General features: G+C 44.1%; 30 protein-coding genes. 2 read left to right on the top strand and 28 right to left on the bottom strand.

Annotated elements, in window-relative coordinates; genetic code table 11:
• The first annotated feature begins 9 nt into the window (after nt 1–9).
• Nucleotides 10–837, top strand: coding sequence for a flagellar hook-basal body protein (locus CQS04_RS07700; RefSeq protein ID WP_100353580.1), 828 nt, complete (start codon nt 10–12; stop codon nt 835–837).
• 65 nt (nt 838–902) lie between these two features.
• On the opposite strand, the gene CQS04_RS07695 is transcribed toward CQS04_RS07700, so the two are convergent.
• The 28 genes from CQS04_RS07695 to CQS04_RS07560 form a co-directional block, all read right to left on the bottom strand.
• On the bottom strand, nt 903–1718 hold the full coding sequence (locus CQS04_RS07695) for a flagellin (RefSeq protein WP_100353579.1): 816 nt from the start codon (nt 1716–1718) through the stop codon (nt 903–905).
• Nucleotides 1719–1732: 14 nt separating this feature from the next.
• A complete protein-coding gene (gene flgK, locus CQS04_RS13930; RefSeq protein ID WP_100353578.1) occupies nt 1733–2857 on the bottom strand; it encodes a flagellar hook-associated protein FlgK in 1125 nt (374 codons plus the stop codon).
• A gap of 14 nt (nt 2858–2871) precedes the next feature.
• On the bottom strand, nt 2872–3249 hold the full coding sequence (gene flgN / locus CQS04_RS07685) for a flagellar export chaperone FlgN (RefSeq protein ID WP_100353577.1): 378 nt from the start codon (nt 3247–3249) through the stop codon (nt 2872–2874).
• Nucleotides 3246–3530, bottom strand: coding sequence for a flagellar biosynthesis anti-sigma factor FlgM (gene flgM / locus CQS04_RS07680; RefSeq protein ID WP_100353576.1), 285 nt, complete (start codon nt 3528–3530; stop codon nt 3246–3248). Before flgM ends, flgN begins: the two co-directional genes overlap by 4 nt.
• 56 nt (nt 3531–3586) lie before the next feature.
• A complete protein-coding gene (locus CQS04_RS07675; protein WP_100353575.1) occupies nt 3587–4003 on the bottom strand; it encodes a flagellar basal body-associated FliL family protein in 417 nt (138 codons plus the stop codon).
• A 5-nt stretch (nt 4004–4008) separates the two neighbouring features.
• The gene (gene motB, locus CQS04_RS07670) at nt 4009–4845 is read right to left on the bottom strand and encodes a flagellar motor protein MotB (protein WP_342745764.1); all 837 of its coding nucleotides are present in this window, start codon (nt 4843–4845) and stop codon (nt 4009–4011) included.
• Entirely contained in the window at nt 4826–5641 is an 816-nt protein-coding gene (gene motA, locus CQS04_RS07665) for a flagellar motor stator protein MotA (RefSeq protein WP_100353573.1), read from the bottom strand. Before motA ends, motB begins: the two co-directional genes overlap by 20 nt.
• Nucleotides 5642–5657: 16 nt before the next feature.
• Nucleotides 5658–6029, bottom strand: coding sequence for a flagellar export chaperone FliS (gene fliS / locus CQS04_RS07660; RefSeq protein ID WP_100353572.1), 372 nt, complete (start codon nt 6027–6029; stop codon nt 5658–5660).
• A 15-nt stretch (nt 6030–6044) separates the two neighbouring features.
• On the bottom strand, nt 6045–6377 hold the full coding sequence (locus CQS04_RS07655) for a hypothetical protein (protein ID WP_100353571.1): 333 nt from the start codon (nt 6375–6377) through the stop codon (nt 6045–6047).
• Between the two features lies 1 nt (nt 6378).
• Entirely contained in the window at nt 6379–7875 is a 1497-nt protein-coding gene (gene fliD / locus CQS04_RS07650) for a flagellar filament capping protein FliD (protein WP_100353570.1), read from the bottom strand.
• A 13-nt stretch (nt 7876–7888) separates the two neighbouring features.
• Nucleotides 7889–8230 carry a flagellar protein FlaG gene (locus tag CQS04_RS07645; protein ID WP_100353569.1) on the bottom strand — a complete coding sequence of 114 codons (342 nt, stop codon included), beginning with the start codon at nt 8228–8230 and terminating at the stop codon, nt 7889–7891.
• 196 nt (nt 8231–8426) lie between these two features.
• Entirely contained in the window at nt 8427–9122 is a 696-nt protein-coding gene (locus CQS04_RS07640) for a glucosaminidase domain-containing protein (protein ID WP_100353568.1), read from the bottom strand.
• A 335-nt stretch (nt 9123–9457) separates the two neighbouring features.
• The gene (locus CQS04_RS07635; protein ID WP_100353567.1) at nt 9458–10255 is read right to left on the bottom strand and encodes a flagellin N-terminal helical domain-containing protein; all 798 of its coding nucleotides are present in this window, start codon (nt 10253–10255) and stop codon (nt 9458–9460) included.
• A 108-nt stretch (nt 10256–10363) separates the two neighbouring features.
• The gene (csrA, locus tag CQS04_RS07630) at nt 10364–10576 is read right to left on the bottom strand and encodes a carbon storage regulator CsrA (RefSeq protein WP_100353566.1); all 213 of its coding nucleotides are present in this window, start codon (nt 10574–10576) and stop codon (nt 10364–10366) included.
• The gene (locus tag CQS04_RS07625; RefSeq protein ID WP_100353565.1) at nt 10577–10966 is read right to left on the bottom strand and encodes a flagellar assembly protein FliW; all 390 of its coding nucleotides are present in this window, start codon (nt 10964–10966) and stop codon (nt 10577–10579) included.
• Nucleotides 10967–10981: 15 nt separating this feature from the next.
• On the bottom strand, nt 10982–11974 hold the full coding sequence (locus tag CQS04_RS07620) for an HD-GYP domain-containing protein (RefSeq protein WP_165775492.1): 993 nt from the start codon (nt 11972–11974) through the stop codon (nt 10982–10984).
• Between the two features lie 135 nt (nt 11975–12109).
• Nucleotides 12110–12919 carry a teichoic acids export ABC transporter ATP-binding subunit TagH gene (tagH, locus tag CQS04_RS07615; protein ID WP_100353563.1) on the bottom strand — a complete coding sequence of 270 codons (810 nt, stop codon included), beginning with the start codon at nt 12917–12919 and terminating at the stop codon, nt 12110–12112.
• 16 nt (nt 12920–12935) lie between these two features.
• Nucleotides 12936–13742 (bottom strand): ABC transporter permease, encoded by an 807-nt coding sequence (locus CQS04_RS07610; protein ID WP_100353562.1) that lies wholly within the window; start codon nt 13740–13742, stop codon nt 12936–12938.
• A gap of 13 nt (nt 13743–13755) precedes the next feature.
• Nucleotides 13756–14949: a CDP-glycerol glycerophosphotransferase family protein gene (locus CQS04_RS07605; protein WP_100353561.1), complete on the bottom strand. Its 1194-nt coding sequence runs from the start codon at nt 14947–14949 to the stop codon at nt 13756–13758.
• Nucleotides 14950–16119 carry a CDP-glycerol glycerophosphotransferase family protein gene (locus CQS04_RS07600; RefSeq protein WP_100353560.1) on the bottom strand — a complete coding sequence of 390 codons (1170 nt, stop codon included), beginning with the start codon at nt 16117–16119 and terminating at the stop codon, nt 14950–14952. It abuts the gene before it with no gap.
• On the bottom strand, nt 16116–16523 hold the full coding sequence (gene tagD / locus CQS04_RS07595) for a glycerol-3-phosphate cytidylyltransferase (RefSeq protein ID WP_100353559.1): 408 nt from the start codon (nt 16521–16523) through the stop codon (nt 16116–16118). Before tagD ends, CQS04_RS07600 begins: the two co-directional genes overlap by 4 nt.
• A gap of 84 nt (nt 16524–16607) precedes the next feature.
• Nucleotides 16608–18980: a CDP-glycerol glycerophosphotransferase family protein gene (locus CQS04_RS07590; protein WP_100353558.1), complete on the bottom strand. Its 2373-nt coding sequence runs from the start codon at nt 18978–18980 to the stop codon at nt 16608–16610.
• A gap of 444 nt (nt 18981–19424) precedes the next feature.
• The gene (rbsB, locus tag CQS04_RS07585) at nt 19425–20354 is read right to left on the bottom strand and encodes a ribose ABC transporter substrate-binding protein RbsB (RefSeq protein WP_100353557.1); all 930 of its coding nucleotides are present in this window, start codon (nt 20352–20354) and stop codon (nt 19425–19427) included.
• 14 nt (nt 20355–20368) lie between these two features.
• Entirely contained in the window at nt 20369–21319 is a 951-nt protein-coding gene (locus CQS04_RS07580) for an ABC transporter permease subunit (RefSeq protein WP_245858772.1), read from the bottom strand.
• Nucleotides 21312–22802, bottom strand: a complete 1491-nt coding sequence (locus CQS04_RS07575; protein WP_100353555.1) for a sugar ABC transporter ATP-binding protein — start codon at nt 22800–22802, stop codon at nt 21312–21314. The genes CQS04_RS07580 and CQS04_RS07575 overlap by 8 nt, the downstream gene beginning before the upstream one ends.
• A gap of 15 nt (nt 22803–22817) precedes the next feature.
• Nucleotides 22818–23204, bottom strand: a complete 387-nt coding sequence (gene rbsD / locus CQS04_RS07570; protein WP_100353554.1) for a D-ribose pyranase — start codon at nt 23202–23204, stop codon at nt 22818–22820.
• On the bottom strand, nt 23201–24073 hold the full coding sequence (gene rbsK, locus CQS04_RS07565; protein ID WP_100353553.1) for a ribokinase: 873 nt from the start codon (nt 24071–24073) through the stop codon (nt 23201–23203). The genes rbsD and rbsK overlap by 4 nt, the downstream gene beginning before the upstream one ends.
• Nucleotides 24074–24077: 4 nt before the next feature.
• Nucleotides 24078–25055 (bottom strand): LacI family DNA-binding transcriptional regulator, encoded by a 978-nt coding sequence (locus CQS04_RS07560; RefSeq protein ID WP_100353552.1) that lies wholly within the window; start codon nt 25053–25055, stop codon nt 24078–24080.
• A 270-nt stretch (nt 25056–25325) separates the two neighbouring features.
• Between CQS04_RS07560 and CQS04_RS07555 the strand changes: the two genes are divergently transcribed.
• Entirely contained in the window at nt 25326–25862 is a 537-nt protein-coding gene (locus CQS04_RS07555) for a histidine phosphatase family protein (RefSeq protein ID WP_100353551.1), read from the top strand.
• The last annotated feature ends 16 nt before the right edge of the window (nt 25863–25878 follow it).

The following is a 25878-nucleotide window of genomic DNA, read 5'->3' as shown; positions in this document are numbered from 1 at the left end:
AATGGGAATATGATTCAGTTATACACCGCAACTTCATCACTAAAGCAATTGACACAAAAAATGGATACCATATCCCATAATATGTCTAACTTAGATACCACTGCTTACAAGCGCCAAGATGCATTATTTACGGATGCATTAAATAATGCAATGACCATGCAGGCAGGTCGCTATGAAGCAGGTCGTGTTACTCCAAATGGAATTCGTATTGGGAACGGTGCGGTTCATATGGGGACCACATATCTGGCAGAGCAAGGCAGTCTAAAGACAACCAATCGCCAATATGATATGGCTTTGATGCAGAAAGGGATTTACTTTACTGTGTCATCTGGAGGGGAAACGTTCTACACACGTAGTGGAAGTCTGGATGTAGTCTTCAATCAAGGAGATAATCAAAATTACCTCCTTTCAAGTAGCGGAGACCGGGTACTCGATACAGCTGGCCAGCCAATCAGGTTCGATGATGATCTTGATTCCATCCAAATCACAGACCAAGGGCAAATCATCGGACGTTACAAAAACTTAGGAAAACCTGCCACTGTCTTTAACTTGGAATTAACACGAATTGACCGTCCAAGCTCTCTGATAGAATCTGGTGGAAATCGCTTTGCTTTTACTGGTAGCATCCAACAAATGCAAGCAGATGGAAGCTTTGAACGGTTAAACGGTACAGCTCGAACTGGACTTGTACAACAAGGTGCACTTGAACAATCTAATGTCGATTTGACTACAGAGACGACTGAAATGATTGCAACACAGCGTTTGATCCAATCAACTAGCCGAGCGATTTCATTTGCTGATGACATGCGCGGTCTCATTAACACCATCAATAAGTGACGAGTTTAGCCATTTGGCTAGGCTCTTTTTTGCATAAAAAAAGATGGCGACTGCCATCCATTTTTTTATCTTAAGTAATCTACTAACGAAGACGTGAACAGTTTGCTCGTTGCTGATAAGCCAGCTTGATAGACTGCTTCTTCACTTTTTAATTTTGTTAAAATCTCTGCAAAGTCGACATCTTCGATTTTTGATAACATCTTTGTATTTTCTAGCTTGCTGTCTTCCATTCGGCCTTGAATCGAATCCAGTCTGTTTTTACGAGCACCTACCACAGCTAAGGCATCTGTTAAACGGTCAAAAGATGTTTGTAACCCGTCTAAATCTACATGCTCGTTAGCGGCAAGTTTTGCTGACATCTCAGATACAGTTGCAAACAGTCCGTCTTCTCCTCCAAATGGAGTCATAGCGGTTAAGGTGACTTCGACAGCCACTCCTTTACCTACGATAATCTGTTTTTCAGCCCCAACTTGAGGAAACAACTTCTCTCCATTTATATCAGAAGAGGCAAGTGACTGTAGTTCTTTAGTCAACTCGGCTAATTCATTCTGAATAACATCTCGTTCCCCTGAAAACATCACATCATTATTCGCTTGAACACCAAGTTCTTGAACACGCTGCAAGATTCGGGACATATTCTGTAACTTATTGTCCACCTCATCTAAAAACAAAGCACTTTGAGATTGATTTGTTTTATACTGCTCCATCTCACCTAGCTGCTGTTTCAGTTTCATCGCTTGAACTGTACCATGCGGTGAGTCCGAAGGGCGCAACAACTTTTTACCGCTTGAAGCTTGAGCAAATGTATCTGCCATTCTCACAGAACTTTGCTGTAGACGTTGCGTGGATTGGTTATGTAACATTTGATGACTGATTCTCATAGTAACCTTCCCTTCTAAACACCCATACGGTTGATAATGGTTTCGAGTAGTTCATCTGTTGTGGAAACAAGTCGAGCTGCTGCATTGTAAGCATGTTGGTACTTGATCAAATTGGACATTTCTTCATCTAAGGAAACACCCATTACAGATTGTCGATCTCTATCCGTTCCGTTCTTTGCGAGAAGTGCTGTCTCTGTAGCTCGGTTGATTCCGTCTGCCTTTGTTCCAAGTTCTCCTACAAGCTGCTGCCATGATGCAATAGCGGCATCTATCGATGGCGAGTTTTGATCAAAGTTCGATGTCAGAGTCTGAAGCTTTGTCTGGAAGTCCTCAATAGCAGCGAACGCTTTATCAATTCCTGTTAGTGTTCCTGACGCAATAGGTGAAGTAGCAGTCAGTTCAGATTCTACTGAACGACCGGCAACTAGTGAGGTACCGTCTTGCAAGCGAATGTTTACCATTCCCTTTTCAATTGCTGTGACTTGAATGCCTGCAAGACCCGATAGCTTGTCAATCAGGTTGTCACGTTGATCCATGGCATCATTGTCGCGTCCACCAGAACGGTAGATGACGTCATTTAAGCCCGCTATAGATTTGAGTAGGTCATTCGCTTGCTGGCGTTCCATTGTTTCACGAGATTCTAGACGTGTTGTTAGACCGGCGACATCTTGGGAAAGTTGCTGGACCGTTGCCGAAAAACTGTTCATTCGTTCTGTAAACACTGCCTTGGCTGCTTCATCATTCGGATTCGCTCGGACTGTCTCTGCCGCTTTCCACACATCTTGCATCGCTTGCTGTAGATTCCCATCTTCTGTTCCTTGTACCCATCGCTCAAGCTCGCTCAGCGCTTCCGCTTGTACACTCAGCTCAGATGCATGGCCATTTTGCCCCCAGAATTTTGTATCTAGAAACTGATCACGCAAACGGACGATGGCGTCAGTTAATACTCCAGATCCAAGCTGGGCATTTGGACTTTGGGATGTGAACACTCGATTTGGGTTGGTTGCCGAGGACTGAACATTTTGTCTTGAGTATCCAGGTGTCGCGGCATTTGTCATGTTATGACCAGTTGTATTCAATTGTGTCTGAGCTGTTGAAATTCCGCGTTTTCCTACTTCAAGTCCTTGAAAGGTCGACATTTTCAGTCCTCCTGTTATGCTTTATGATCGAATGCCATAGGGCGGCTCTGCGCCGCCACTTGATGTGGCTTATAACCAGGTGAATCGTTCTGCTCAGTCAGCTGTGTTAGCATATGCTGTGTGAACTGCAGGGCATCTTGAAGCAACTGTTCATTTAATTGAAGCTGTTCTCGAAGGGCTAGTTGATAACGAACAAGTTCATCTCCTACGTCCTGTGGAACTTTTGTGATTTCTTTTTCAAATTGAGAAAGCTGCTTCAGCAATCTGATTTCTTGTTTATTTAAAGCATCCAGTTCAGTGACTTCACGGTTCACGATGGCTTTCTGCTTTTTCTGAGCAATATCTACTAGCTCACTCATGTACTGAAGCAGGGCCGTTCCTTGTTCACTCATTGGTTGTCTCCTTGTTTTCCTAACCAAAAATTGGTCAGGTCTTGTGCAATTCTTTTGCTATCCACTTGGAAAGTACCCGTCTCTATCTGGTGTTTCAATGCTTGTACTTTCTCCTGACGGATGGCGTCTTTCGCCGATTTATTATAAAGCTCCTGGGCTTGGCTTGAGATTTGAACATGGTCTTCACTCGAACCTGGTGTTGCGGGCTTGACTTGCTGGACTTTGACCGTCTTCGGATACGTGTGAACATGGGGAGAGTTCCCGGTTTTATCCACATTCATTTCTGTCACCACCTTGTTACTTATAGTATCGGTTCCATTTAGTGTTTGTTTAGTTCTTATTGTACTTTAAATTCTGTCACCATGACACGGACTACTTTGTGATCTGGGACGATGTCCTGTACTGCTGTCTGCATCATCGTCTCTAGTGTCTCAAGACCTTTCGGACCTTGAACATCTTCTCGCGTCAGACTTGTCATCGTAGAGATGACAGCAGCTCTCACTTCCGGAGTGTAATGATCCAGTTGCTCCCGTCCCTCGACTTTTTCCATTTCCACTGCGAATTGGACGATAGAAAATTCGTTCGTAGCCAAATTCGTTGTGATAGTGTCTGTAATGAACCGCTTCAATGCGATTTCTTCAATCTTTTTAGCTTCTTCTGCAGCGGCCGCTTTGTCTTGGTAATACCCGTATCCAAAGTATCCCCCGATAGGAATTGCCAAAGCTATGACTATAATGATCAGTATGCGCTTCATGGTGTTCACTCCTCTAACTCTTGTTCTACAAAGCGCGAGATGACGATTTCAACGCGGCGATTTTCGGCTCTTCCTTGTTTCGTATCATTTGCAGCTACCGGTCGATATTCACCGTATCCAGTGGCACTGAATTTTCTTGGGTCCAGCTCAGAATTTTCTAAGATGATTTTCATGAAGTTGATAGCGCGAGCGGAGCTGAGCTCCCAGTTCGTAGGATACTCAGATTGGTTTGTCGGAACATTATCGGTATGTCCTTCGATATAGATGGTTCGTGGAACTTCTGACTCGAACATTTTTGAAATCTCTCTTGCTAGCGTTGCAGCCTTGGCATTTAAGTCCGCACTCCCCGACTCGTATAAAACGCCTTCACGAAGCTTTACAACAAGTCCTCGATCATCGAGCTCTGTTGTCACACGAGATTCTATTCCCTTATCCTCGGCAAACTGTTGAAAAGCTTGTTGCATCTCCTCCAGTTCTTTCTGATCTTGAGCTGCCGTATAGAGCTCTTCCGCATCAATTTCAATGTCAGACTCTCCACCGGCACCCGCTTCCGTCTCTGTATCATCTTTCTCTGCTTCTTGATCGATGATAGAAGGGATTTGGCTAGACGTCCCGTCATCTTCCATGTCTGTCGGGGAGTTGGAATCCAAGATACCAGTTCCTCCGTCTAGCTCACTAGCAAAGGACTCTGCAACTGCTTGGAATTTCTTTTGATCGATCTGGCTTGAGGCAAAGAGTACGATGAACAGTGCAAGAAGCAAAGTTAAGATGTCTGCATAGGGAATGAGCCACGACTCATCAATATGTTCGTCATGTTTCTTTTTACGCTTCAACTTCGTCACCTACTTCTGCAGTTCCTTTCTTACCAACTGGGACTGTGAGGTCTCGCTCTTTTGAAGGTAGATACGTCTTCAACTTTTCTTCTACTACGCGGGCTGGTAGGCCTTCTTGCACAGCCAAGATTCCCTCAATCATGATTTGCTTGATCTGTGCTTCCTTAGCTGTCTTTTGCTTTAACTTATTGGCAAACGGATGCCACATCACATAACCTGAGAAAATTCCAAATAACGTCGCGATAAATGCGGCGGAGATTGACTTCCCTAAAAGTGCTACGTCATCTAAGTGACTTAATGCCGCAACAAGTCCAATAACTGCTCCAAGTACACCTAGAGTTGGTGCGTACGTACCAGCTTGAGTAAAGATTTTTGCTCCAATCTCGTGACGTTCTTCCATTGCCGCAATATCTTCTTCAAGAAGGTCTCGAATCATATCTTTAGATTCTCCATCAACTACCATGCGAAGACCGCGCTTTAAAAATTCGTCGTCCGTCTCTTGGCTTGCGTCTTCTAGGGCAAGCAACCCTTCACGACGTGCAAGTACCGTCCAGGCGGAGAATAACGGAATTAGATCACGAACTGAATAACTTTTTGAGTCTTTAAAGATGATTCCAAACAGTTTCGGAATCTTTTTGAATTCTTCCATCGGAAATGCAATCAGTATACAAGCAAGCGTTCCTGCAAAGATAATTACAAGTGCCGCCCCATTTAGTAGCACGGTCGGACTTGAGCCTTTTAAAATCAAACCACCGACAAGCACAACAAAGGCAAATATAAACCCTATCCATGATGTACGATCCATTGCTGACACCTCTTCCTTATACGCTTGCAGCGGTTTTCATCATCGTCTTCCATGTATCCCGAAGTTCCTTCACAAGGTCTTCTGCAACTGCGAGTTTCGCTTGATCATTTGTTATATTCGCTTCAACTAATTGCTGGTTAATAAATTCATAAAGTGCATCTAGATTTTCTGAAATTGGCACATCCATATCTAATGTGATTCGAAACTGTGAAATGATTCCCTGAGCCTTAATTAAGTTGATATGTTTCTGCTCAATGTTTCCTTCTTCAAGTGCCTTAGTTGCAAGCTTGATAAACTTTAAGCACCCGTTGTAGAGCATCAAGGAAAGCTCTTGAGGTGTGGCTGTTTGAACGGCTGTTGTCTGATACGTCTTGTAGGCGCTGTGCACGTTTCTGTTCCTCCTTTACTCTCTTGAATCAAAAAATGAGCCTTGGACATCTGCCCGTTGTCGGTATCCCTGTGAGGCGACTTGTTTCTTTCGAACCGAACGAACTTGCTCGGCGGTATGAGTAAAAATACGTTCCATCTTCTTTTGAACTTGTTCATTCAGTTCTAGAAACCCATCTATCGGTTCTCTATTCCAATCGTCAAGAAGCACTTGACGTACTGCAAGTAATTGCTGAATAGTGGCGATTCCTACGTCTACTGAATCTGCGGTCAAATTAGCTAACGTCTGCTCACATATGGAGTCTAATTGTGAGGTAACTGTTAGTAGTGGATGTTCATTAGCTACCATTTTAGAAGCCACCCATCATGTTCTGTTGGATCCAGCTGCTTTGTTGGTTCATTTGGTTCATGGCGCTTTCCATCGCAGAAAACTGTTTCCAGTAACGGTCTTCTATGCCGACAAGACGATCTTGCCACATACGAATCTGTTGATCCATGGACTTTAAGCGTTGTGTGAGAGCACTGTTATCAGTTAGTGAATTCGGTGCTCCTGCTCGAGAAGACAGTTTTTTGACAGTCTCGTTGACTTCTTTATAGACGCGCTCTGCTACACCTGTAGCACCCGTTTTCGCCGTGAACAGCTGCATGACTTCATCCGGTTTTTCAGCAAGCGCTTGGCGAAGCTTTGTCTCATCAATGTTGAGCTTCCCGCCTTCTCGGAAATTCCCAGTCGAGATTCCGATAGCGGATAGCGTGTTCAGTTCACCTGCAGGTAATCCTTCCACTGGGTCTGAAAACGCACGACGCAGGTTCGTGAGTGCATCTCGAAGTAACGGGTCTGAACGAAGGAGACCACTCTTTGCTTTCTCGTCCCATAGCTTGATTTCACTTTCACTCATTTCTTTTCTTTGGTCGTCAGTAAGAGGGGGAAAGTCTCGGTAACGAGTCTCTGTCACCTGCTTTTCAAACTTCTCAATCATTTCGTTATAAGCAGTGATAGCTTTTTTGATGGATTCAAACGGAGCATCTGTATTGGATGACACCGTCACAGTTGAAGTTCCAACTGCTTTCAGGTCGATTGTCAAACCATTCACAGTGGCTGTATTCGTAGTGAGACCCATAACAGGAATACCATCGTATGAAAAGCTCCCGTTAGCAGCTGCTGTTACGTTTGCTGTACCTGCTGTAGCGGTGGATACTTGCTGCACTCCCGCTTGTCCGAGTATACGTTCACCAAGTTCAGGTGTCGTGAACTCAATCGTAAAGTTTTGATTCTCTCCCATGTTCTTCGTCGATAAGAAAAAGCGAGACGTCGTATCGTCAAATCCTGCACGAAGCTCAGTTGGACTTCCAGCTGTTGTAGATTGCATCTTAGAAGCAATCTCCGCCATGGTCATCGTGTCCGTCACATCGATCGGTGCTCCAATAACTGCACCTGATGCGTCTTTGATTGTAATGGTTCCTGCAGTACCAATAGCAGATGTCCCTTTTGTCTTTGAGCCATCAGATTCTTTTAGCTCTGTAGCCGTATGTAATTTTGCACTTTGTGCGAGAGACTGAACCGTAATCTCATAGCTTCCAGGTACAGTCGCACCTGTTGCGCGAGCTGTTGCAGCAGTGCCAGAAGTCGAAGCTGTATAGGCATTGAAAGCACTACTGAAACGCAAGCCTTCAAATGCAGAACGAAAACTTGTTAAAGCCAGGTTCGTGGAACGGTACGCATCTTTTTGCCATTCCGTCCAAGTTTTTTTCTGGCTAAGCTTATCTAAAGGGATTTTCTCCGCAGCCATCATCTCTTTCACCATATAGTCAATGTCCATTCCGGATCCTAGACCTGTAATTCTCATCCTATCACCTCATTTAATAGCGTTCGTCGACCAATAAACCTAGCTTCTGCGCAACGGCAGCATAATAATCCAAAACTTTTCTGCTTGGAATCTCGCGCAGCACCTCTTCAGTTTGTGGATCTATCACTTGTACGAAGTAATCGTTTAATTTTTCATGAAGTTGAAAACGAATTTCCGTTGCATGCGGGGCCATCCAGTGATTCATTTGGTTGATTCTTTCCTCGACTTCAAGTTTGGATGGCGCTTCTTGCTCTTTTTCTAGAAACTTCTTAGAACTCGGTTTTACTGAGGAATCAATTTTCGCGTTTTCCGCAACTTTTGCTGTTTCGGGAAAGGTCAATGCTTGGATGTCCATGGCATGTATCGCTCCTTCGTCGCTCGTTATAGGGTATATCGGTAGCTTTTGAGAAAACTTTAGACGAAATCTAGAAAAGATGCTCCCAGGGAAGATTTCAATAAAACAAGTTAAGTCTTTTTGTTGAAACCTTCCCTGGGAGCGAGTTTAGTTAGACAATCGGATAAAAAATAAAAACACTTGCATCGGCAAGTGTTTAAGCGAAAGCATTTAGTTTTTTAGTAACTCCGTTAACCCAATGATTGTTGAGACCCGTTGGATCATTTGATGCTCCGACCGGTGCATATTTTGCTCCAATTTGAGAAATGGTTGTCAATCCTTGATTCAAGTAATTTCGACGAAGGTTACTGGCCATTGCATCTATACTTTCTTGTAGTGTCGAATAGGTACGAAGTCCATTGTGCCCCATCATTCCAGCGACGTTATTCTTTTCGAGGATGGCACGAGATGAACCATTGCCCGTCTCATGCTGCGCGATTGCAGCTAAAAAGAGAGGATTTAAGTTGTATTTTTGTCCTGCTGTGATGAAATCTTTAGCCGTACCCGACAGCTTTCCGCTTAGATGTTTCTCCATTTCTAACAGACTGACTGGACGAAACGAAAGTTGATCGGTTGCTTTAGTCCCCGTAAGTGTTTGCTGCACAATTTGTTGAACTTGAGAGGTTTCCGGACCCAAAGTGCTCCAGAAAATAGGACTCGTTTGAGCAGGAAGCGCTTGAGAAGTCGGAACCCAATTCATTGTCGGAGAGCCATTCATCACAGACTCAAGCATGTTCGAAAACAACATAGACTTTGCCGGATCTGTTGGGGACTGTGAAGTAACAGCATGTGGCTGCGATAAAGTTTGCATGGTTTTCAAGTAAAACCAGTTTGAATCAATCAAAGACGTCATGTTTCTCTCCTTCCGGAACGTTTTCTTTCATCATACGGAAAGAACAAGATGCTTGCGAGAACTTTTTGAATTTCCCAATAAAAATGTTCCCAGGGAAGATTTCAATGTAACAAGTAAACTCTTAAAAGAGCTAAGAGTTATTATAGATTTTTATAAAGCGTGCCATAGATTTTGGTGCTGTTTCCTGAAGAATCAGGTTGATGCCGGATATCACCCGTGTCTATTCACCAATGAATCGATTGGGAAGACTCGGCACGGCCCTTTTGGAAACAGCAACAAGTAGGCACGATTATAAAATCGAAAAAAGCCTCCCGAAGGAGACTTAGTTTTGATGATTAACGAAGTAATTGAAGTACAGCTTGTGGCTGTTGGTTTGCTTGTGCAAGCATCGCTTGAGAAGCTTGAGTCAAGATGTTGTTCTTCGTGAACTCCATCATTTCTTTAGCCATATCTACGTCACGGATACGTGATTCAGCAGATGTTAAGTTTTCAGCAGTTGAAGCAAGGTTGTTAGATGTGAACTCTAAACGATTTTGAGCTGCACCAAATGTAGAACGTGCATCTGAAACGGTTTTGATTGCTGCATCAATAGCTGTTAAAGAAGCTGCAGCGTCAGAGACAGTTACTCCAGATCCAAGTGTAGCAGCTGTAACATCAACTAAAGTGACATCCATAGTTTGTGCAGAATCAGCACCAACTTGAAGTGTAATAGCATTTGTGTTGTTCAGTAAATCTGTACCGTTAAATTTCGTACGATTAGCAATGTCTGTAATTCCCGTATTTAACTCAGTTACTTCAGCTTGAATTGTAGCAACTTCGTCAGCAGAGTTTGTTCCATTTCCAGCTTGAACAGCCAATTCACGAACACGTTGTAGAATATCGTGGATTTCTCCAAGAGCTCCATCGATTGTTTGGATCATTGATACGCCATCTTGTGCATTACGTTGTGCTTGCTCAAGACCACGGATTTGATTACGCATTTTCTCAGAGATTGAAAGACCTGCTGCGTCATCTGCACCTTTGTTGATGCGTTGACCAGAAGACAATTTCTCCATTGAGTTTTGTGCTGCGCCAGATACTTGGCCCATTTGGCGGTGCGTGTTAAGTGCTGCTAAGTTGTTATTGATAATCATGATTTCTACCTCCATGTAGATGTAATGTTAGGGCGCGACATCCGTGTCTTGATGCCCTACACTCTTTATATCGGAGAGTAGAAAAAAGAGTTTAGTGTTTTTTCAAAATTATTTCGTGAATTTTTTTAGTTGATCTAAAGAAGCACTCGCTGCTAGATTTTCTTTCCGAATTTCTTCAAAGACTTCTTGTCGATGAACCGGAACACTTTTAGGAGCACGAATGCCAAGCTTCACTACATCGCCTTCGATGGCAGTGATCGTCACTTCGATATCTTGTCCAATATGGATGGTCTCGCCTACTTTACGTCCAAGCACTAACATCTAAGCGTCCCCCTTCAACGGGTGCTTCACGGAAAAATCAGTTGAAGTGTGGACCCACTGCATCGCTTTCTTCGTGCGAAGATTGAATAGTAAAGGTGCTTTTAAGTTTGTTGTAGAGGTATCGAGCGATGCTTTCAGTGTTACAAGCGACAAAACAATCACATCTTCAGAAGCTTCAACTTCTAACTTCTGTAACGTATCTTCGTCTAATGCTACTGCATAATTTGATTCAATCTTAAATGGATCAACTGCAATAAAACCGATTCCTTCTTCGATAGATCGAAGCTCATAAAAAGTCGCATCAAATGGAACTTCGATAGGAGTGAGGGTCAATTCCTTAACCTCCTCAAACCCTAATAATCCTTCTGGCAGCTGAAATGTTGTATTCATGAAGTGCCTCCTTGCTTACAAGGATACGACTTTGCGCATCTCAGGTAATTTGTTTTTCATCATGACAGTAAAGGCGTCGACAATTTTTGGATCGAACTGTGTGCCTGCATTTTCTTTAATAATGCGGATCGCTTCTTCCGGCGAACGTTTTCTCTGATAAACGCGGTTAGTTGTCATCGCATCATAGGTATCCGCGATGGCCATGATACGCGCAGACAATGGAATCTGGTCTCCGACAAGTCCGACTGGATACCCGTTGCCATCATATCGTTCGTGGTGATAAAGGATCGCATCCCGAATGGTCTGATTTCGCATGACTGGAGCATGTTGAAGAAGATCCATTCCGAGCTGTGGGTGTTTCTTAATTTCAATGTATTCTTGGACAGTGAGCGAATCCGGTTTGATCAAGATAGAATCCGGAATCGCAATCTTCCCTATATCGTGAAGCAATCCAGCTATGTAGAGATTTTGCTGAAACTCCGCATACAAATTCATTTGCTGAGCAATCCACACAGATTTCTCCGCAACATTGCGTGAGTGCTGTGCTGTGTAATGATCGCGCATCTGAATGGTCTGAAGAAGAGAATAGATACTCTTCATCTCCGTGCTGCGAGCCTCTTGCAAAATCTTTAGTGCTGAAACGGAAAAAATACCGATGCCTGTATAGAGTATAAAAAAGAGCGCAAGCATCAACCAATCATGCGAGGTGAAAGCTGCCGAATATGTATAATAACGAAGACCTACAAACACAAGCGACAACGAGAAAATGTAAATTCGACGATCAAACAACAGACTGTAGCCAAATATTAAAAAGTAATATAAATCCGGTCCGATATGGTTCGGGATGACCGTATGTTCAATCCAGAATACAACCGGTGAAAACAGCACCATTATAAAGGTCAACAGTTCTTTGCGGTCAGCAAGTGACAGCACGGCATCTATTATAGCTACCCCGTAGCGAGGAGCAGCAATCTTTTCAACTTCGATTTCATCCCGTATTTTAAACACGTTCATACGCTCCTTGTCTAAGATAGACTGATTCATAGAAGTTATCGGACAATTCTTTAAATAGTTTACCACGATTTTAAAATTTTTCAGCAAAAATAAAAACCGCTTCCTTTGTTTACCAGAAGCGGTTTCACTTTATGAAATCTCTATTTTACCATAATTTTCTTGTAGTTTTGCTCCACGATCTCGGAACGCTTTTTGCTCTTTTTTAGACATCGATTTGTAGTCTTCTAAAAAAGCCTCATACTTCGGCATGACCTCTTCAATCGGACCATACTCTTTCACTTCACCGAATTCCAGCCAGAGCGCTTTTTCACAGAATTCTTTCATCTGTCCCACGGAATGGCTGACAAAGAAAATCGTTTTGCCTTTTTCTTTGAACTCGTTCATCTTGTTCAAACATTTTTGAGCAAACGCTTTATCCCCTACCGATAAGGCCTCATCAATGATCAATACGTCAGGATCGATCATCACAGAGATGGCGAATCCAAGACGAGATTTCATCCCACTAGAGTAGCTTTTAACAGGCTGATCAATGAACTTCCCAAGATCGGCAAACTCAATGATTTCCGGTTCCAGTTGCTGAATCTGTTGCTTATCAAAACCTAGCATCAAGCATTTTAACTCTATATTCTCACGACCCGTTAAGGCATTGTTAAGGCCAGATTGGACGGCAATCAATGCAGACTTCCCTTCCACTTCAACGGCTCCCATTGTAGGAGGAATGATTCCTGCAATGATATTAGATAATGTGGATTTCCCAGAGCCGTTAACTCCGATAAAGCCTATGACGTCACCTTTTAGTGCTTCGAACGAAACTCCTCGGAGTGCATAGAATGCTTCTCCGTAGCTTTTCGGTAGCAGCAAGTCGAGCAGTTTCTCTGACGGGTTCTGATAGAGTTTATAACGTTTGACGACATCTTCTACGCGTACGGATACTTCCATGATTTCACACCCAGTTTTATAAATAGTCGATTAATTGTTTTCTAAATCGCATATGCAGCATTGAACCAAGCCAGAGCAGTACAAATATCACTAACCAGAAATACAACGTGTATTCCCATTTTTCAATGAAATACCATTCATGATAGAAAAATGCCGCTCGGTAGCCTTCAATTACATAGAACAACGGATTGATGCGCATGATGGTCTGCACGAAGTCAGGGAGACTAAACGACACCCACAGAATCGGTGACACATAAATCAGCATCCGCAAGACGGCTTGTACGACCATCTGTACATCCCGAATAATAGTCGCAAGAGTAGATGTGATCAAGTTAATAGCGAACACGAGGGCTACCGTAGCAAATAAGAAATACGGAAGCTGTAAGTAATAGATCGAGATCGGTGACCCACTAAATTGAAAAATTACAATAGCAATTGCTAGCAAGAGGAAATGTGGGTATAGCTTTGACACCATCACATAACTCGGGATCACACTCGTAGGAAAACTCATCTTTGCAATCATCTTGATTCGAGTATAAATAGACTTTGACCCTTGTAATAAAGAAGGATATACAAAGAACCAAATCAACATTCCTGCAAACAGCCAGTGGAAAAAGGGTACCCCTTCAACAGGCTCTCCTCGACGAATCGCATAGCCAAATACAAACCAGTAGATGGCTAACTGAATGCCTGGATTGATGAGTTCCCAAAGAAGCCCTAGGTAGTTGTTGTTATTATTTATTTTGACCTCATACAGAGCCAGTCTCTGGATCAAATAGAGGTGGTCCCATTGTTCTTTCAGGACGGTCCATAATGACTTCATTCAATTCACCCTATCAGATTGGCGCGGACTGAGACGGTGGACCGAATACTTCCTGAACGACACGTTCCGTCGCTCTTCCGTCTTCCCATGCACAATATCTCTCATTAAATTCTTCCATTTTGTGTGACGCTGTTCTCTCTCGTAATGACTGGAGCTCTTCTATCACTTGTTCTGTAGTAGTGACCAGTGGCCCTGGAGCCGTCCGCTCGATATCCACATAGAACCCGCGCAATGAATCACGGTAGTTTTCTAAGTCATACGTATAGAAAATCACGGGTCGTTTTAAATTGGCATAATCAAAGTACACCGACGAATAATCGGTGATCAATACATCGGATACCAAGTATAAGTCACGAATGTCTTCATATCCTGACATATTGTAAGCAAAGTCTTCAAAGCCGGTCAAATCCATATGGTCTGCTATCAAATAATGCATACGTAACAGCAAAACAAAATCGTCACCGAGAGCTGCTTTCATCGCTTGAAGATCAAGCTTTAACTGGAACGAGTATTTACCCACTTCAATGTACTCATCGTCTCGCCACGTCGGTGCATACAAGATGATTTTTTTATCTGTTGGCAAGCCCATTTGACTCTTTAAAAAAATCACAGTCGGCGGCTGATTCTGAGTATACAGAACGTCATTGCGTGGATACCCAGACTCAATCATGTTTCCGTTAAAAGCAAAGGCCTGCCGGAAAATATCACGTGAGTAGCTGTTCGGAGCAATTAAATAATCCCAACGCCCCGTCTCATCTGTGAAGTTCTTCCGGTAAAGTTCCGTCGTCGTTCCTGGCATCTTGACATCTTCAATATCCAGCCCGAGTTTTTTAAGCGGGGTACCGTGCCAAGTTTGTAGAAATACAGTCCCTTCAGGCTTTTGCATCCACCGAGGCATCCGGGTGTTGATCACCCAGTACTTTGCCGTTGCCATCGTGTAGATCCACTTGAAGGTAAACCGCTGGAGCACAGGAAGATTGTGATGCGCTACCAGTGGGATACTCGCTTTGTTCAGACTCCAGTAAAATGTATATCCTGGGTACTGCTCTTTCATATATTCATAGATAGCTCGTGGGTTGCAGCTGTACTGCTTCCCATGAAAACTTTCAAATACAATAACCTCTGACTGACGTGGAAACTTCGCAAAGAGACGAAAGAGTTTACGAAAGCCATAGGAGACAAGCCGTTTCGCGAAACGTACAGGCATCTAAGTCACCTTCTTTATTACATAATCGATTAGCTGTTCCGAAGACTTTCCTTGTGAGTACTTGTTCCATGTGTCACAGAAAGCGAGAACCTTTTGGTTGTCCACATCAAAGTCTGGTGCTACGATGGCTTCCTCCAACTGCTCTTGTGTGAACACCACAGGACCCGGAACAAACTCTTCATAGTTTTCCCAAATGCCTCGCTCCGCGATGTATTCCTCCAAATCATACGCATAAAATACCATCGGTTTCTTGAGAAGGCAGAATTCGAATGGAATGGAGGAATAATCCGTCACCAACAAGTCTGTTACAACCAACCACTCATTGACATCTTCATCAGCGTCAATTTGAATAAGTTGGTCACTCACCTCAGACGGGAATGCGAGATTTTGCTTCGTTACGGGATGCAACTTTACAAGGACCAAAACTTCTGGTCCCAATACTCTTGTGAGCCGTTCAAAGTCTAGCGGCATGTGATGCGAGGCCGTGTCTCGAAACGTCGGCGCATAAAGAACCACGCGCTTTCCTTTTGCGTGAGGGTAGTTCCGGTAGAATTTATCCCGAAGCTCCTGCTTCTTGTGTTCATCAAAGAACAAATCCGTTCGGGGAATCCCTGTACGCAAAAAGCTAGAACTCGGCACTCCAAAAGCCCGGGTAAATATGTCCGCCATTTCTTCAGAGCCCACAACGATTTTATCGAACCGGTGGTAGACTCGGTGGAACCTGCGTTTAGAGATGGCTGTGCGCGTCGTCGTATTGTTGGCTTCAAGACCAAAGCTTTTAATCGCTCCCGCAGCATGCCAGATTTGAACGCAGCGCACTTCTTTTTTAAAGTTCGTCACTGCCAGGAACGGGAAATAGTTGTCGATGATGATAATCTTCGCAGTGGCTAAGTGATAGATCCGTGTGAAATAGAGTTTGAGACGGTGGAGTTCTAGCAGTTGGACCTGCTCGCTTTGTAGCTCCGCCATTTTCGGATACGAACTCTCATTGCACACTAGCACGATTTGCATCGATGGATCACGTTTTTTCAATTCTTCAGTCAGATAATACGAATTTTGTGGAAACGTCACAAACAGCACCACTTTGTTTTGGAGCGGTTTGCGATTCATCCACATAAATGAAATTCGAAACAAAAACAGATAAATGGATTTAATGATATCCGCTATCATGATTTTGCTGGTGGATGATACAAATCGGTCTTAATTTTCGTCGTTGAAATGCCTGTAGTGCGTTTCAAATAGATGACTTCGCAGTAGTCCTTCAAAAAATCAAAGGCCCCTTCCCAATCATCTCCCATTACGAAAATATCGACATTGTAATCCAACACGTCTTGAATCTTTTGATCCCAATGCTTTTCAGGAATCACGCGATCCACATGACGGATTGATTCTAAAATATACTTTCTATGCTCATACGAATGGTACGCTTCTTTTTTCTTCACATCATTGAATTCATCAGTTGATAACCCGACAATCAATTCATCTCCAAGTGCTTTCGCTCGTTCAAGTAGATGAATATGCCCCCAGTGCAACAAATCATAAGTACCATATGTGAGAACCGTTTTTTTCTCCAACCAGACTCACCTCTTTTCTCCCTAAACTTTCTATTAGTCTAATTAAGTATAAATACCCATTTTGTATTTCAGTTGAAACGTCCCTCACAAAATGTTGTCTTGCTGTAAAAATGCGAGAATCCGCTCTGTATTCTTTCGGTCATCGAAAGCATTGATAGCCTTATAGCGATCTTTATAGTTCTGCTCGAGCTCATACTCTCTAGAAATGGCATGCTTTGCGAGCTCTACAAGCTGCTCTGCGTCGTAAGCGATAGGACCCGGTGCATTGTTTTCATTGACTGGGGGAATTGCTTTGTACTGCTCAATTAGCATCTCTTTTTCTTCCCAATAGAAGATAGGATAGGCCCCTCGGAAAATCGCATCATAGATAGCAGACGAATAATCTGTGATAAAGACAACCGACTGCTTTAATGCGACTGATGGGTTGTCTGAAATAATGGATTCATAAGCCGGCATGTTTTCTTTGATGAACGTCGAGAACTTGTTATGCGGAACAAGCAACAAACGATCAAGCAATCCTGCCTTTTCAAATGCTTGAATCACTTGAATCAACGATTTGTAATAGGTCGTCTGCTCAATGTCACCTTTATAAATCAAGCCCTCTTCCCAATACCGATAAGTAGGCATATAAGCTATCTTGTCAGCTCCTGGATCTAACGTTGCAAAGTCAAGAGTAGCAAGACCTGTTTGGATCAAGTCCTCTTTGACGTACCCCATTTTATAGAATTCCTTCGCTTCTAATTGCGAACTGATAACCGACTTATACATGGTATACAAGTTCTTATCTTTATGGAATCCAAATGCCATCGGGTTGTCCACTGGCTTTGCAAACATGATTCCGTGTTGTAAAAACACAAGCGGAACATCCATTAGCTTCTGTCGAAGATGATCTATATACAACCGGTCATTCAAGACATGGTTTGAAAGCTCACTTGAGATAAAATAGTTCGCTTGGAAAATGGCCAAGTAATGGCGGAAGCTGTATTTCGCAATCAGGGCTTTGCCAAATCGTTCTTTCAACTTAGAAAACTCCGGTGACTTTTCACTCAAAATAAAATAGTTGCGAGAAGTCTTGGGTGCCAGCTCCATTACGCGCTCAAACACACGGAATCCGGACTCGGCAGCCGTCTCTGATTTCTTTTCAAAATACAAGTTGGTTGGGAGCGCATCCTTCCTCGAGAACTTGGCAGCGACATACGCAGCAGAAATCTTCAAACGGTTCCATAGCGTATATTCTGGAGCAAACGGAATGCGCGTCACGGTCAAGTTACCACCGAGTGTCGTGCGAATGACCAGAAGCTGCTCCCCAACTTTTTTGCGCAACAAAGTCTTTGCCTTTTTGTCTCCAAAGCGTCGTTTAAAGTTATGAACAACCGCCTTCTTGTCTCCAACAAACAGATTGGTATGGATCTGGTCGTCTCTAAACAACCGAGAAAGTGGGACTTTGTAATAGCCGTAGCGTCTCAGTAGCGGAAGATTTTTAAATGGACGCTTGAACGTCGTCACCTGATGCTGTTCGTCTTTTAAATAAAGCGTTTCGTATTTCCCGGCAGCTTGATAGGCATAATGCGTTGAGCGACCAACAAAATAGACATTCCGAAAACCTGAAACCATTTTCAAGTTCACCTGATGTCCAGTCACTTTAAAGGGATTGTTCTTTCCTATATAAATACCGTCAGATTTCGTATAGATGAAAAATCGAGTCGCATCTTCTTTAAAAATAGCTAGTACATGGCGTTTCTTCTCGGACTTCACATCGTCTAGAAGCAGCACTTTGCGCCCTTGGTTTCTAGGAATTCTTGCCAAGTTCACTACTGTTTTTACGCCCGTCTCTATATTCTTTAACGTCAACTCATTTTTAGACGTTAAGGTGAGCACTAACGTTTCACTAAATCGTTCAATTGAAAAGAGAATTTTTTCAATCGTAATGACTTTTCGGAACAAGTCATACGTCGCTACCAAATGATAGTCTTGATAACGTGCGACTGCAATGGTGGTGAATCGGAAGAAAGTTGACGTAAACCCAAGTTCATAAGGGATTTCAACTAAACTCTTTTCTCCTGTGGCGACATCGTCAATTTGGTGGATTACAGTATTCTGTTGATCGATCAACACTACACGAGTCAATCCCACTTGACGCAAAGACACAAGATGATGGTGATTGGTCATCGTAAATGAATAGAAATGGGGCTGATCATGAAAATGAGATAGCCCGTCCCACTCTTTTGTTATCAAAAGTTCTTGATTTTTTACATAGACATACACATGTACATCTGCAGATGGCTGATGATGAAGAAGGATTTGATCCGCTAATGCCACATCGCAAATGAAATGTGCCTGCTGAAATTCCAACTCTTCTAGTAAAAATATATGAGATTCGTCAGCCGGCTTGAAGAAAAAATGCACCTGTCGTGCATCGGCTTGTATGACGTCTACATCTGCTGTATATACTCTCATGTCGTTCCCTCACTTTACGTTTCGAAGCATAATCAATTTAGTTTACAACATCTTTACAATTCACGAAACTGTTTTAATGACTATGCTTAATTACCTAAATTAGTTCCTTTCTTCTAGAAAAACTAGTCTTTTCAAGCGAACTTGACAATCACAGCCTTGATATCTTGAAAACTGTTTGAACCTAAATTCATAAATTCGACACAACTTCATCTGATTTAGCTGTTCGGAACTGAATGGAATTGTATTTAGTAGAACGTCCAAGCCAGAGAAAATGTTTCTAGGAGTGTGTACTTTTGGCTAGAGATCAGTCTGTTGATTCTCATACTGGCACGATTCGTCCACTTCGTGGCACGATAGCCTCGTCTACTGGCACGATTCAAAACAATTTCTCCAAAAAACCACAAAGAAGCGCCTGCCGCAGCAAGCGCTTCTTCAAACTAATGCTTATTCTTGTCCGACTAACTCTAGCTCAACCGGGATATTCGCTTCGACTTCCTCGCCAGCAAGAACTTTCATTGCCGTCTCGATACCGATTTCACCAATCATCGCTGGTTGCTGTGCGATCGTTCCTGCTAAGCGACCGTCTTCAACAGAAGCTACTGCGTCATCCGTTGCATCGAACCCGACTACAACGATGTCTTTGCCAGCTGCTTCGATTGCTTCAAGAGCTCCTAGAGCCATTTCATCATTGTGAGCAAATACACCTTTGATATCTGGGTTTGATTGAAGAATGTTCTCCATTACAGAAAGGCCTTCTGCACGGTTGAAGTTAGCTGTTTGTTTCGCTACAACATCTAACTGATCTGCCGCTACAGAGTTAAAACCTTCGCCACGCTCACGTGCTGCCGATGAACCTGGTACTCCCTCAAGCTCAGCTACTTGTGCGCCTTCACCGATAAGAGATACTAAGTATTCGCCTGCCATCTTCCCACCAGCAACGTTATCAGAAGCAACGTGTGCAACCACTTCGCCGCCTTCTGCAGAACGGTCTAATGTGATAACTGGGATGTCAGCTGCATTTGCAGACTCAACTGCTGCCGCTACTGCTGCAGAGTCAACTGGGTTGATCAAAATGAAATCTACGCCTTGTTGAATCAAGTCTTCTACGTCAGATGCTTGTTTTGCTGCATCGTCTTGTGCGTCAACTACTGTAAGTTCAGCGCCAAGCTCTTCAGCTTTCGCTTTTGCTCCGTCTGTCAATGTAACGAAGAATGGGTTGTTTAATGTAGAAACAGAGAACCCGATTGTTGGAGTTTCTTCAGAAGACCCTTCAGAACCTGTTCCTTTTGACTCGTTTGATGTTGGTGAATCTAAAGAACAAGCGGCTAAGAACAATACGGCTGCAAGACTAACTAAGAACCAAAGTTTTTTCATGTGACTCTCTCCCCTTAGATTAATTTTTTACGGTCGATAAGGACCGCGAATAATATAACAAGCCCTTTGACAACTTGCTGGAAAAAGGACGAAACCCCAATAAGATTTAACCCGTTGTTCAAGACTCCAATAATAAGTGCCCCAATCAACGTCCCGACGATCCAACCACGACCGCCCGTCAAACTTGTACCACCAAGAACTACTGCTGCGATTGCGTCGAGTTCAAACATCTGCCCTGCTGTCGGCTGTGCCGAATTCAGGCGAGACGTTAAAATCAAAGCGGCAAGTGCGGATAAGAAACCTGTTAATGCGTACACGTAAATCTTGATGCGTCCTGTTTTGATACCGGACAACTTCGAAGCTTCTTCGTTTCCACCGACCGCATAAACGCGGCGTCCAAACGTCGTCTTCTTCAAGATGAAGTATAAAATACCAAAGCTCACGAGCATCGTCACAACAGGTACAGGTATTCCGAAGAAGTACCCTTTCCCAAGCATCTGGAATGTCAATGAATCGCCAAGTCCTGAGATAGGACGACCTTCAGTATAAACGAGCGTCAATCCGCGATAGATGGTCATCGTAGCAAGCGTTGCGATGAACGGCGCTACGTTTCCTTTAGAGATTAAGATACCGTTCACAGCACCAAGTAAGGCACCTAGAATCAAGCCAAGAAGCATCGCAAGAATCGGGTCTGTGCCCCCAGCCATCATTCCGGCTGTGACCGCTCCAGTTAGAGCCAAGATGGAACCGACCGATAAATCAATTCCACCAGTCAAAATAACGAATGTCATCCCAAACGCGATGATGGCATTGATAGACACTTGTCGCAGGACGTTCAGTAAGTTGTTCACCGATAAGAAATCGGGATTTAGAATCGTAATGATGGTGATGATCAGAAACAGGCCTAAGAATGGCACTAATTTTTGAAGCACACCTTGTTTTGATTTCGCTGTCGTACTAGACACGCGCTCCACCTCCTGTGGCATAATGCATAATCTGTTCTTGCGTCAGGTCTTGATTGTCTAAGTTCGCCGTTAGTTTTCCTTCATGCATGACGAGCACACGATCCGCCATACCGAGTACTTCCGGAAGTTCTGAAGAAATCATGATGATTGCAACACCTTTTTCAGCGAGTTCATTCATGATGGAGTAAATCTCTTTCTTCGCTCCGACATCGACACCGCGAGTCGGTTCATCGAGAATCAAAATCGATGGATTGGTCCCAAGCCACTTCGATAAAACGACTTTTTGCTGATTCCCTCCACTTAGGGATTTTACTGGCAGTTCCGGACTCGAAGTCCGAATGCCAAGACGTTCTTTCATGCGGTCAAATAGTGCACGCTCTTTCTTCGCAGACATCAACCCGTTTGCAGAAAGGTCTTTGAAATTCGTCAGACTGATGTTTTCTTCAACGCTAAAGTCGAGGATCAACCCTTCACTCTTGCGGTCTTCTGTCACGTAAGCTAACCCGTGTCCGATGGCATCATACGGCGTACGAATCTTGACGACCTTCCCGTTAATCTTCACTTCCCCGGCCGATGCTTTTCGGTAGCCAAATAGCGACTGTACGATTTCCGTACGCCCAGCTCCCATCAGACCAGCTAGCGCAACAATCTCGCCTTGTTTCACATCGAACGAGATGTCTCGGAAGTAAGGTTCACGCGTAAGGCCTGTAACTTCAAGGACAGTATCTCCAATCTCACAGGTACGAGTTGGGAATCGGTCTCCAAGTGCGCGTCCTACCATCATCTGGACGATTTCATCGAAGTTCGTGTCCGAAATGCGCTTCACGCCCACCCATTCCCCATCACGAAGAACTGTAATTCGGTCACAAATCGCAAAGATTTCTTCCATGCGGTGAGAAATGTAGATGAACGCTACACCCTGCTCTTTCAACGCGCGAACGGTCTTGAAGAGCTGCTCAATCTCACGATCTGTTAGAGCCGCTGTCGGTTCATCCATGATGATGACTTCTGCGTTTGACGATAGGGCTCTGGCAATCTCAACAATCTGTTGCTGCCCGACAGACAATGTGGCTGCTTCCGCTGCAGGATCTATATGAAGACCAAGCGCCGCTAGACGTTCCTTTGCTTCCGTTTCCATTTTTTTCGTCTTCAAAATCCCGGTCTTGCCTAGCGTCTCTTCTTTTCCGAGAAACAAGTTTTCCGCGATTGACAGATACGGCAAGATGTTCAGTTCTTGGTGAATGACAGCGATACCTGCCTCTTCCGCTTCTTGAGGCGTCTTGAACGTCACTTCTTTCCCTTTCCAGTGAATCGTTCCACCGTCTTTTGGATGGATCCCGGTCAACACCTTCATCATCGTCGACTTTCCGGCCCCGTTCTCCCCCATCAGCGCGTGGATCTCACCTGGCTCGAGGTCAAACTGAACGTCTCGAAGGACGACGTTGCCACTGAACGCTTTGGTGATTGCTTTCATCTGTAACATGCGTTTCACCTCCGTTTAAAAAATAACTCCTGATTGCAACACGATGTTGGCGTATGGTGTCGCTTCGCCTGTGCGAATAATGACCTTGGCTTGTTTTGAGAGTTCTTTTAATTCTTCGTGCGAAATATAGGTGAGTTCAAATTTATCATCAAGCTCCTGATGAACAGGTTCATTGTGTTTAGATAATTCGTTTGCCACGATAGCTTTCTCAGCTTGGAAGTCTGTTGTGACCGCTTCCACGATATCGAGAAACGTTGGCTTTCCAAGTGTGTATGATAGATCGATGCAGCGCACCCCGCTTGGAATCGGTAACCCACAATCAGCGATAACTAGCTGATCGGTGTGCCCCATTTTCGCAAGGATGCCTGCAAGCTCTCGGTTCAAGATGCCTTGTTTTTTCATCGTCTCATCCTTTCGATTACCGCATCGAGCGCCGGCATGCCAGTCTGCGCTCCGAGTGCTTCTACAGATAATGAAGCTGCTGCATTGGCAAACTCGATAGCTTTTGACAGTTCCCAGTCTTGAGACAAGCCGTATGCGAGTGCGCCGTTAAACGTATCTCCTGCGCCGGTTGTATCAACTACCTCTACTGGGTAACCGGTTACATATACAGCATCATTCGCTCCCGGATACATGGCTCCGTCCTTACCGAGCGTCACGACGACTTGATTTGGAAACTCGCGAATTGCGTCTTTCCACTCTGCTCCCCAGACGGTTTCCGCTTCCGATTCGTTCGGTGTGAGTAATGCTCCATGATCTAGTAAGTCTTCTGTAAATGCATCTGTAGGTGCTGGGTTTAAGATCGCTTGGACTCCATGTTCTTTGCAGAGCGCAAGTCCTCGTCTCACCATGTCGACAGGAATCTCTAGCTGGAACACAACGACTTTACTCTTAGGAATGATTGCTTCCATTGCTTCAATCATCTGGGCGTCCCAAGCGTGGTTGGCACCAGGAACGACGATAATACGATTGTCTTTATTAGAGACTAATATATTGGCGATTCCAGTTGGCTCCGCGGCTTGTTGGATAGTCTCCGTATGAATCCCTTCGTTTTTCAATGTCTGCACCAGTTCGTGACCAAAAGCGTCATTGCCAACAACCCCGAGCATCGTAACGTCAGCACCAAGTCGTGCTGCAGCAACAGCTTGGTTCGCACCTTTTCCACCTGGGATGGTCGCAAATAAGTTGCCGAGACGCGTCTCTCCTTGTTTCGGGAAATGATCCGTACGAACGACCAGATCCATATTAATACTTCCGATGACTGTAATCATGTGGTCAACTCCTTGTTGTGCCGCGGTGGACGAGCTCCACTGGCACTTCGTAATACAATGACTCGAGTGGTTCTTTCTCGATTTGTTTGATTAAAATGCGTGCCGCCATGGCTCCGAGCTTGTAAATGTCTTGGCGCACGGTCGATAGAGGCGGTGACAGCATTTCACCTAGTTGAATCCCATCAAAACCAATGATTTGAATGTCTTGGGGAATCGCAAGTCCAAGCTCCGTGCAGGCGCGAATAGCTCCGAGCGCAGCCACATCACTGCTTGTGGCGATTCCGTCCACTTCTGGATGAGCTGTTAGATAGGCTTTTACTTTTTCGTACGATTCATCAAAATGAAAATTCGCCTGAATATGATGCTCCTTCACATGCTGGACTTCCGCCATCGCTTCTTCAAACCCCTGCTTCCGCTCACTTGCTGATTGGATGTGATTGGGTCCTTCTACGAACAACAGCTCTTTGCATCCTGATTGAATCAAGCTGCGCGTGCTGTCCTTCAAACCTTGTCGGTTGTTTGAAATGACACACGGGATGGACGCGTCGATTGGTCGGTCAAGTGCAACCATCGGCTTCTTCAGTTCCATATAAACGTCGCGATTGTGCTGGCTTGATGTGACAATAAAACCAGCGACGTATTTCTTTTGAAGTGTTTCGATATAATTTTTCTCTTTTTCAGGATTTTCGTCCGAATTGCAGAGGACGACTGTGTAGCCATAAGTCAAGGCTACGTCTTCTACAGCTCGTGCGAGTTCCGGGAAGAATGGGTTGGTGATGTCAGGTAAGATGAGTCCAATCAAGTTGGACTGCTTCGTCGTCAAGCTGCGCGCGACGGCATTCATCTCATAGTTCAGATCGGTGATGGCACGCTGCACGGCCTGTGCTGTATCTGCCCCGACATACCCTTTCCCGTTTAAGTACCGGGAGACCGTGGCGACAGATACGCCTGCATGTTTTGCTACATCTCGTATAGTCGCCATTGGGTTGCCTCCTTTAATGGTTTTGTGTGGTCTTGGGAAGACACTCTGTGGTCTTCGGAACTCATTGTGTGGTCCGCGGAAGCTCTCGCTTTGTCCTGGGAACCTACTAAAATGTCTTCTCAAATGAAAATCGACTATGTGTAACCGGTTACACATAGAATAAATGCCTCACATCTTCATGTCAAGAGGGGAAAATATTAGGAGAAACTAAAAATGTTCACCTTCTTCCACTATACTTAGTTGTAGTTCTATAGAGAAAGGATTGATTTCATGACTACCTTTTTACTCATTCGTCACTGTGCGGCTACAGGGCAAGAACCTAGTGCCCCTCTGACTCCGGCAGGGGAATCTCAAGCCATCAAATTAGCTGAAACCCTAAAAAATTTCCCGATCACTCGCATCGTTTCAAGTCCTTACACACGTGCGATAGAAACGATTACTCCTTTCGCACAAATCCATAAAATCGAAGTGGAACAAGAGAATCGCCTGATGGAACGTGTATTGAGTTCCGAGAATTTACCTGATTGGATGGAAAAGCTTGAAATGAGTTTTACTACTCCAAGTCTAGCTTTTGAAGGTGGCGAATCTGGCATGGAAGCGACATCTCGGATCGTTGCCGTCCTCGATGAACTCACTGTAGGATCTGATGACTGTATCGCCATCGTTTCGCACGGAAATTTGAGTGCTTTGCTTTTAAGACATATTTCAAGTGAATTTGGATTTGAAGAATGGAAATCCATGAGAAATCCAGAGGTGTTTGTGGTTGAATGGACAGTAGACACTAAACGTTTTCATAAGCTCACCTAAAAGAGCACCCCATTGA

Origin of the sequence: Chryseomicrobium excrementi, assembly GCF_002798305.1 — a bacterium.
GTDB lineage: Bacteria > Bacillota > Bacilli > Bacillales_A > Planococcaceae > Chryseomicrobium > Chryseomicrobium excrementi.
The sequence above is the reverse complement of the archived record's forward strand: the minus strand, read 5'-3'. Positions and strand labels throughout refer to the sequence as shown.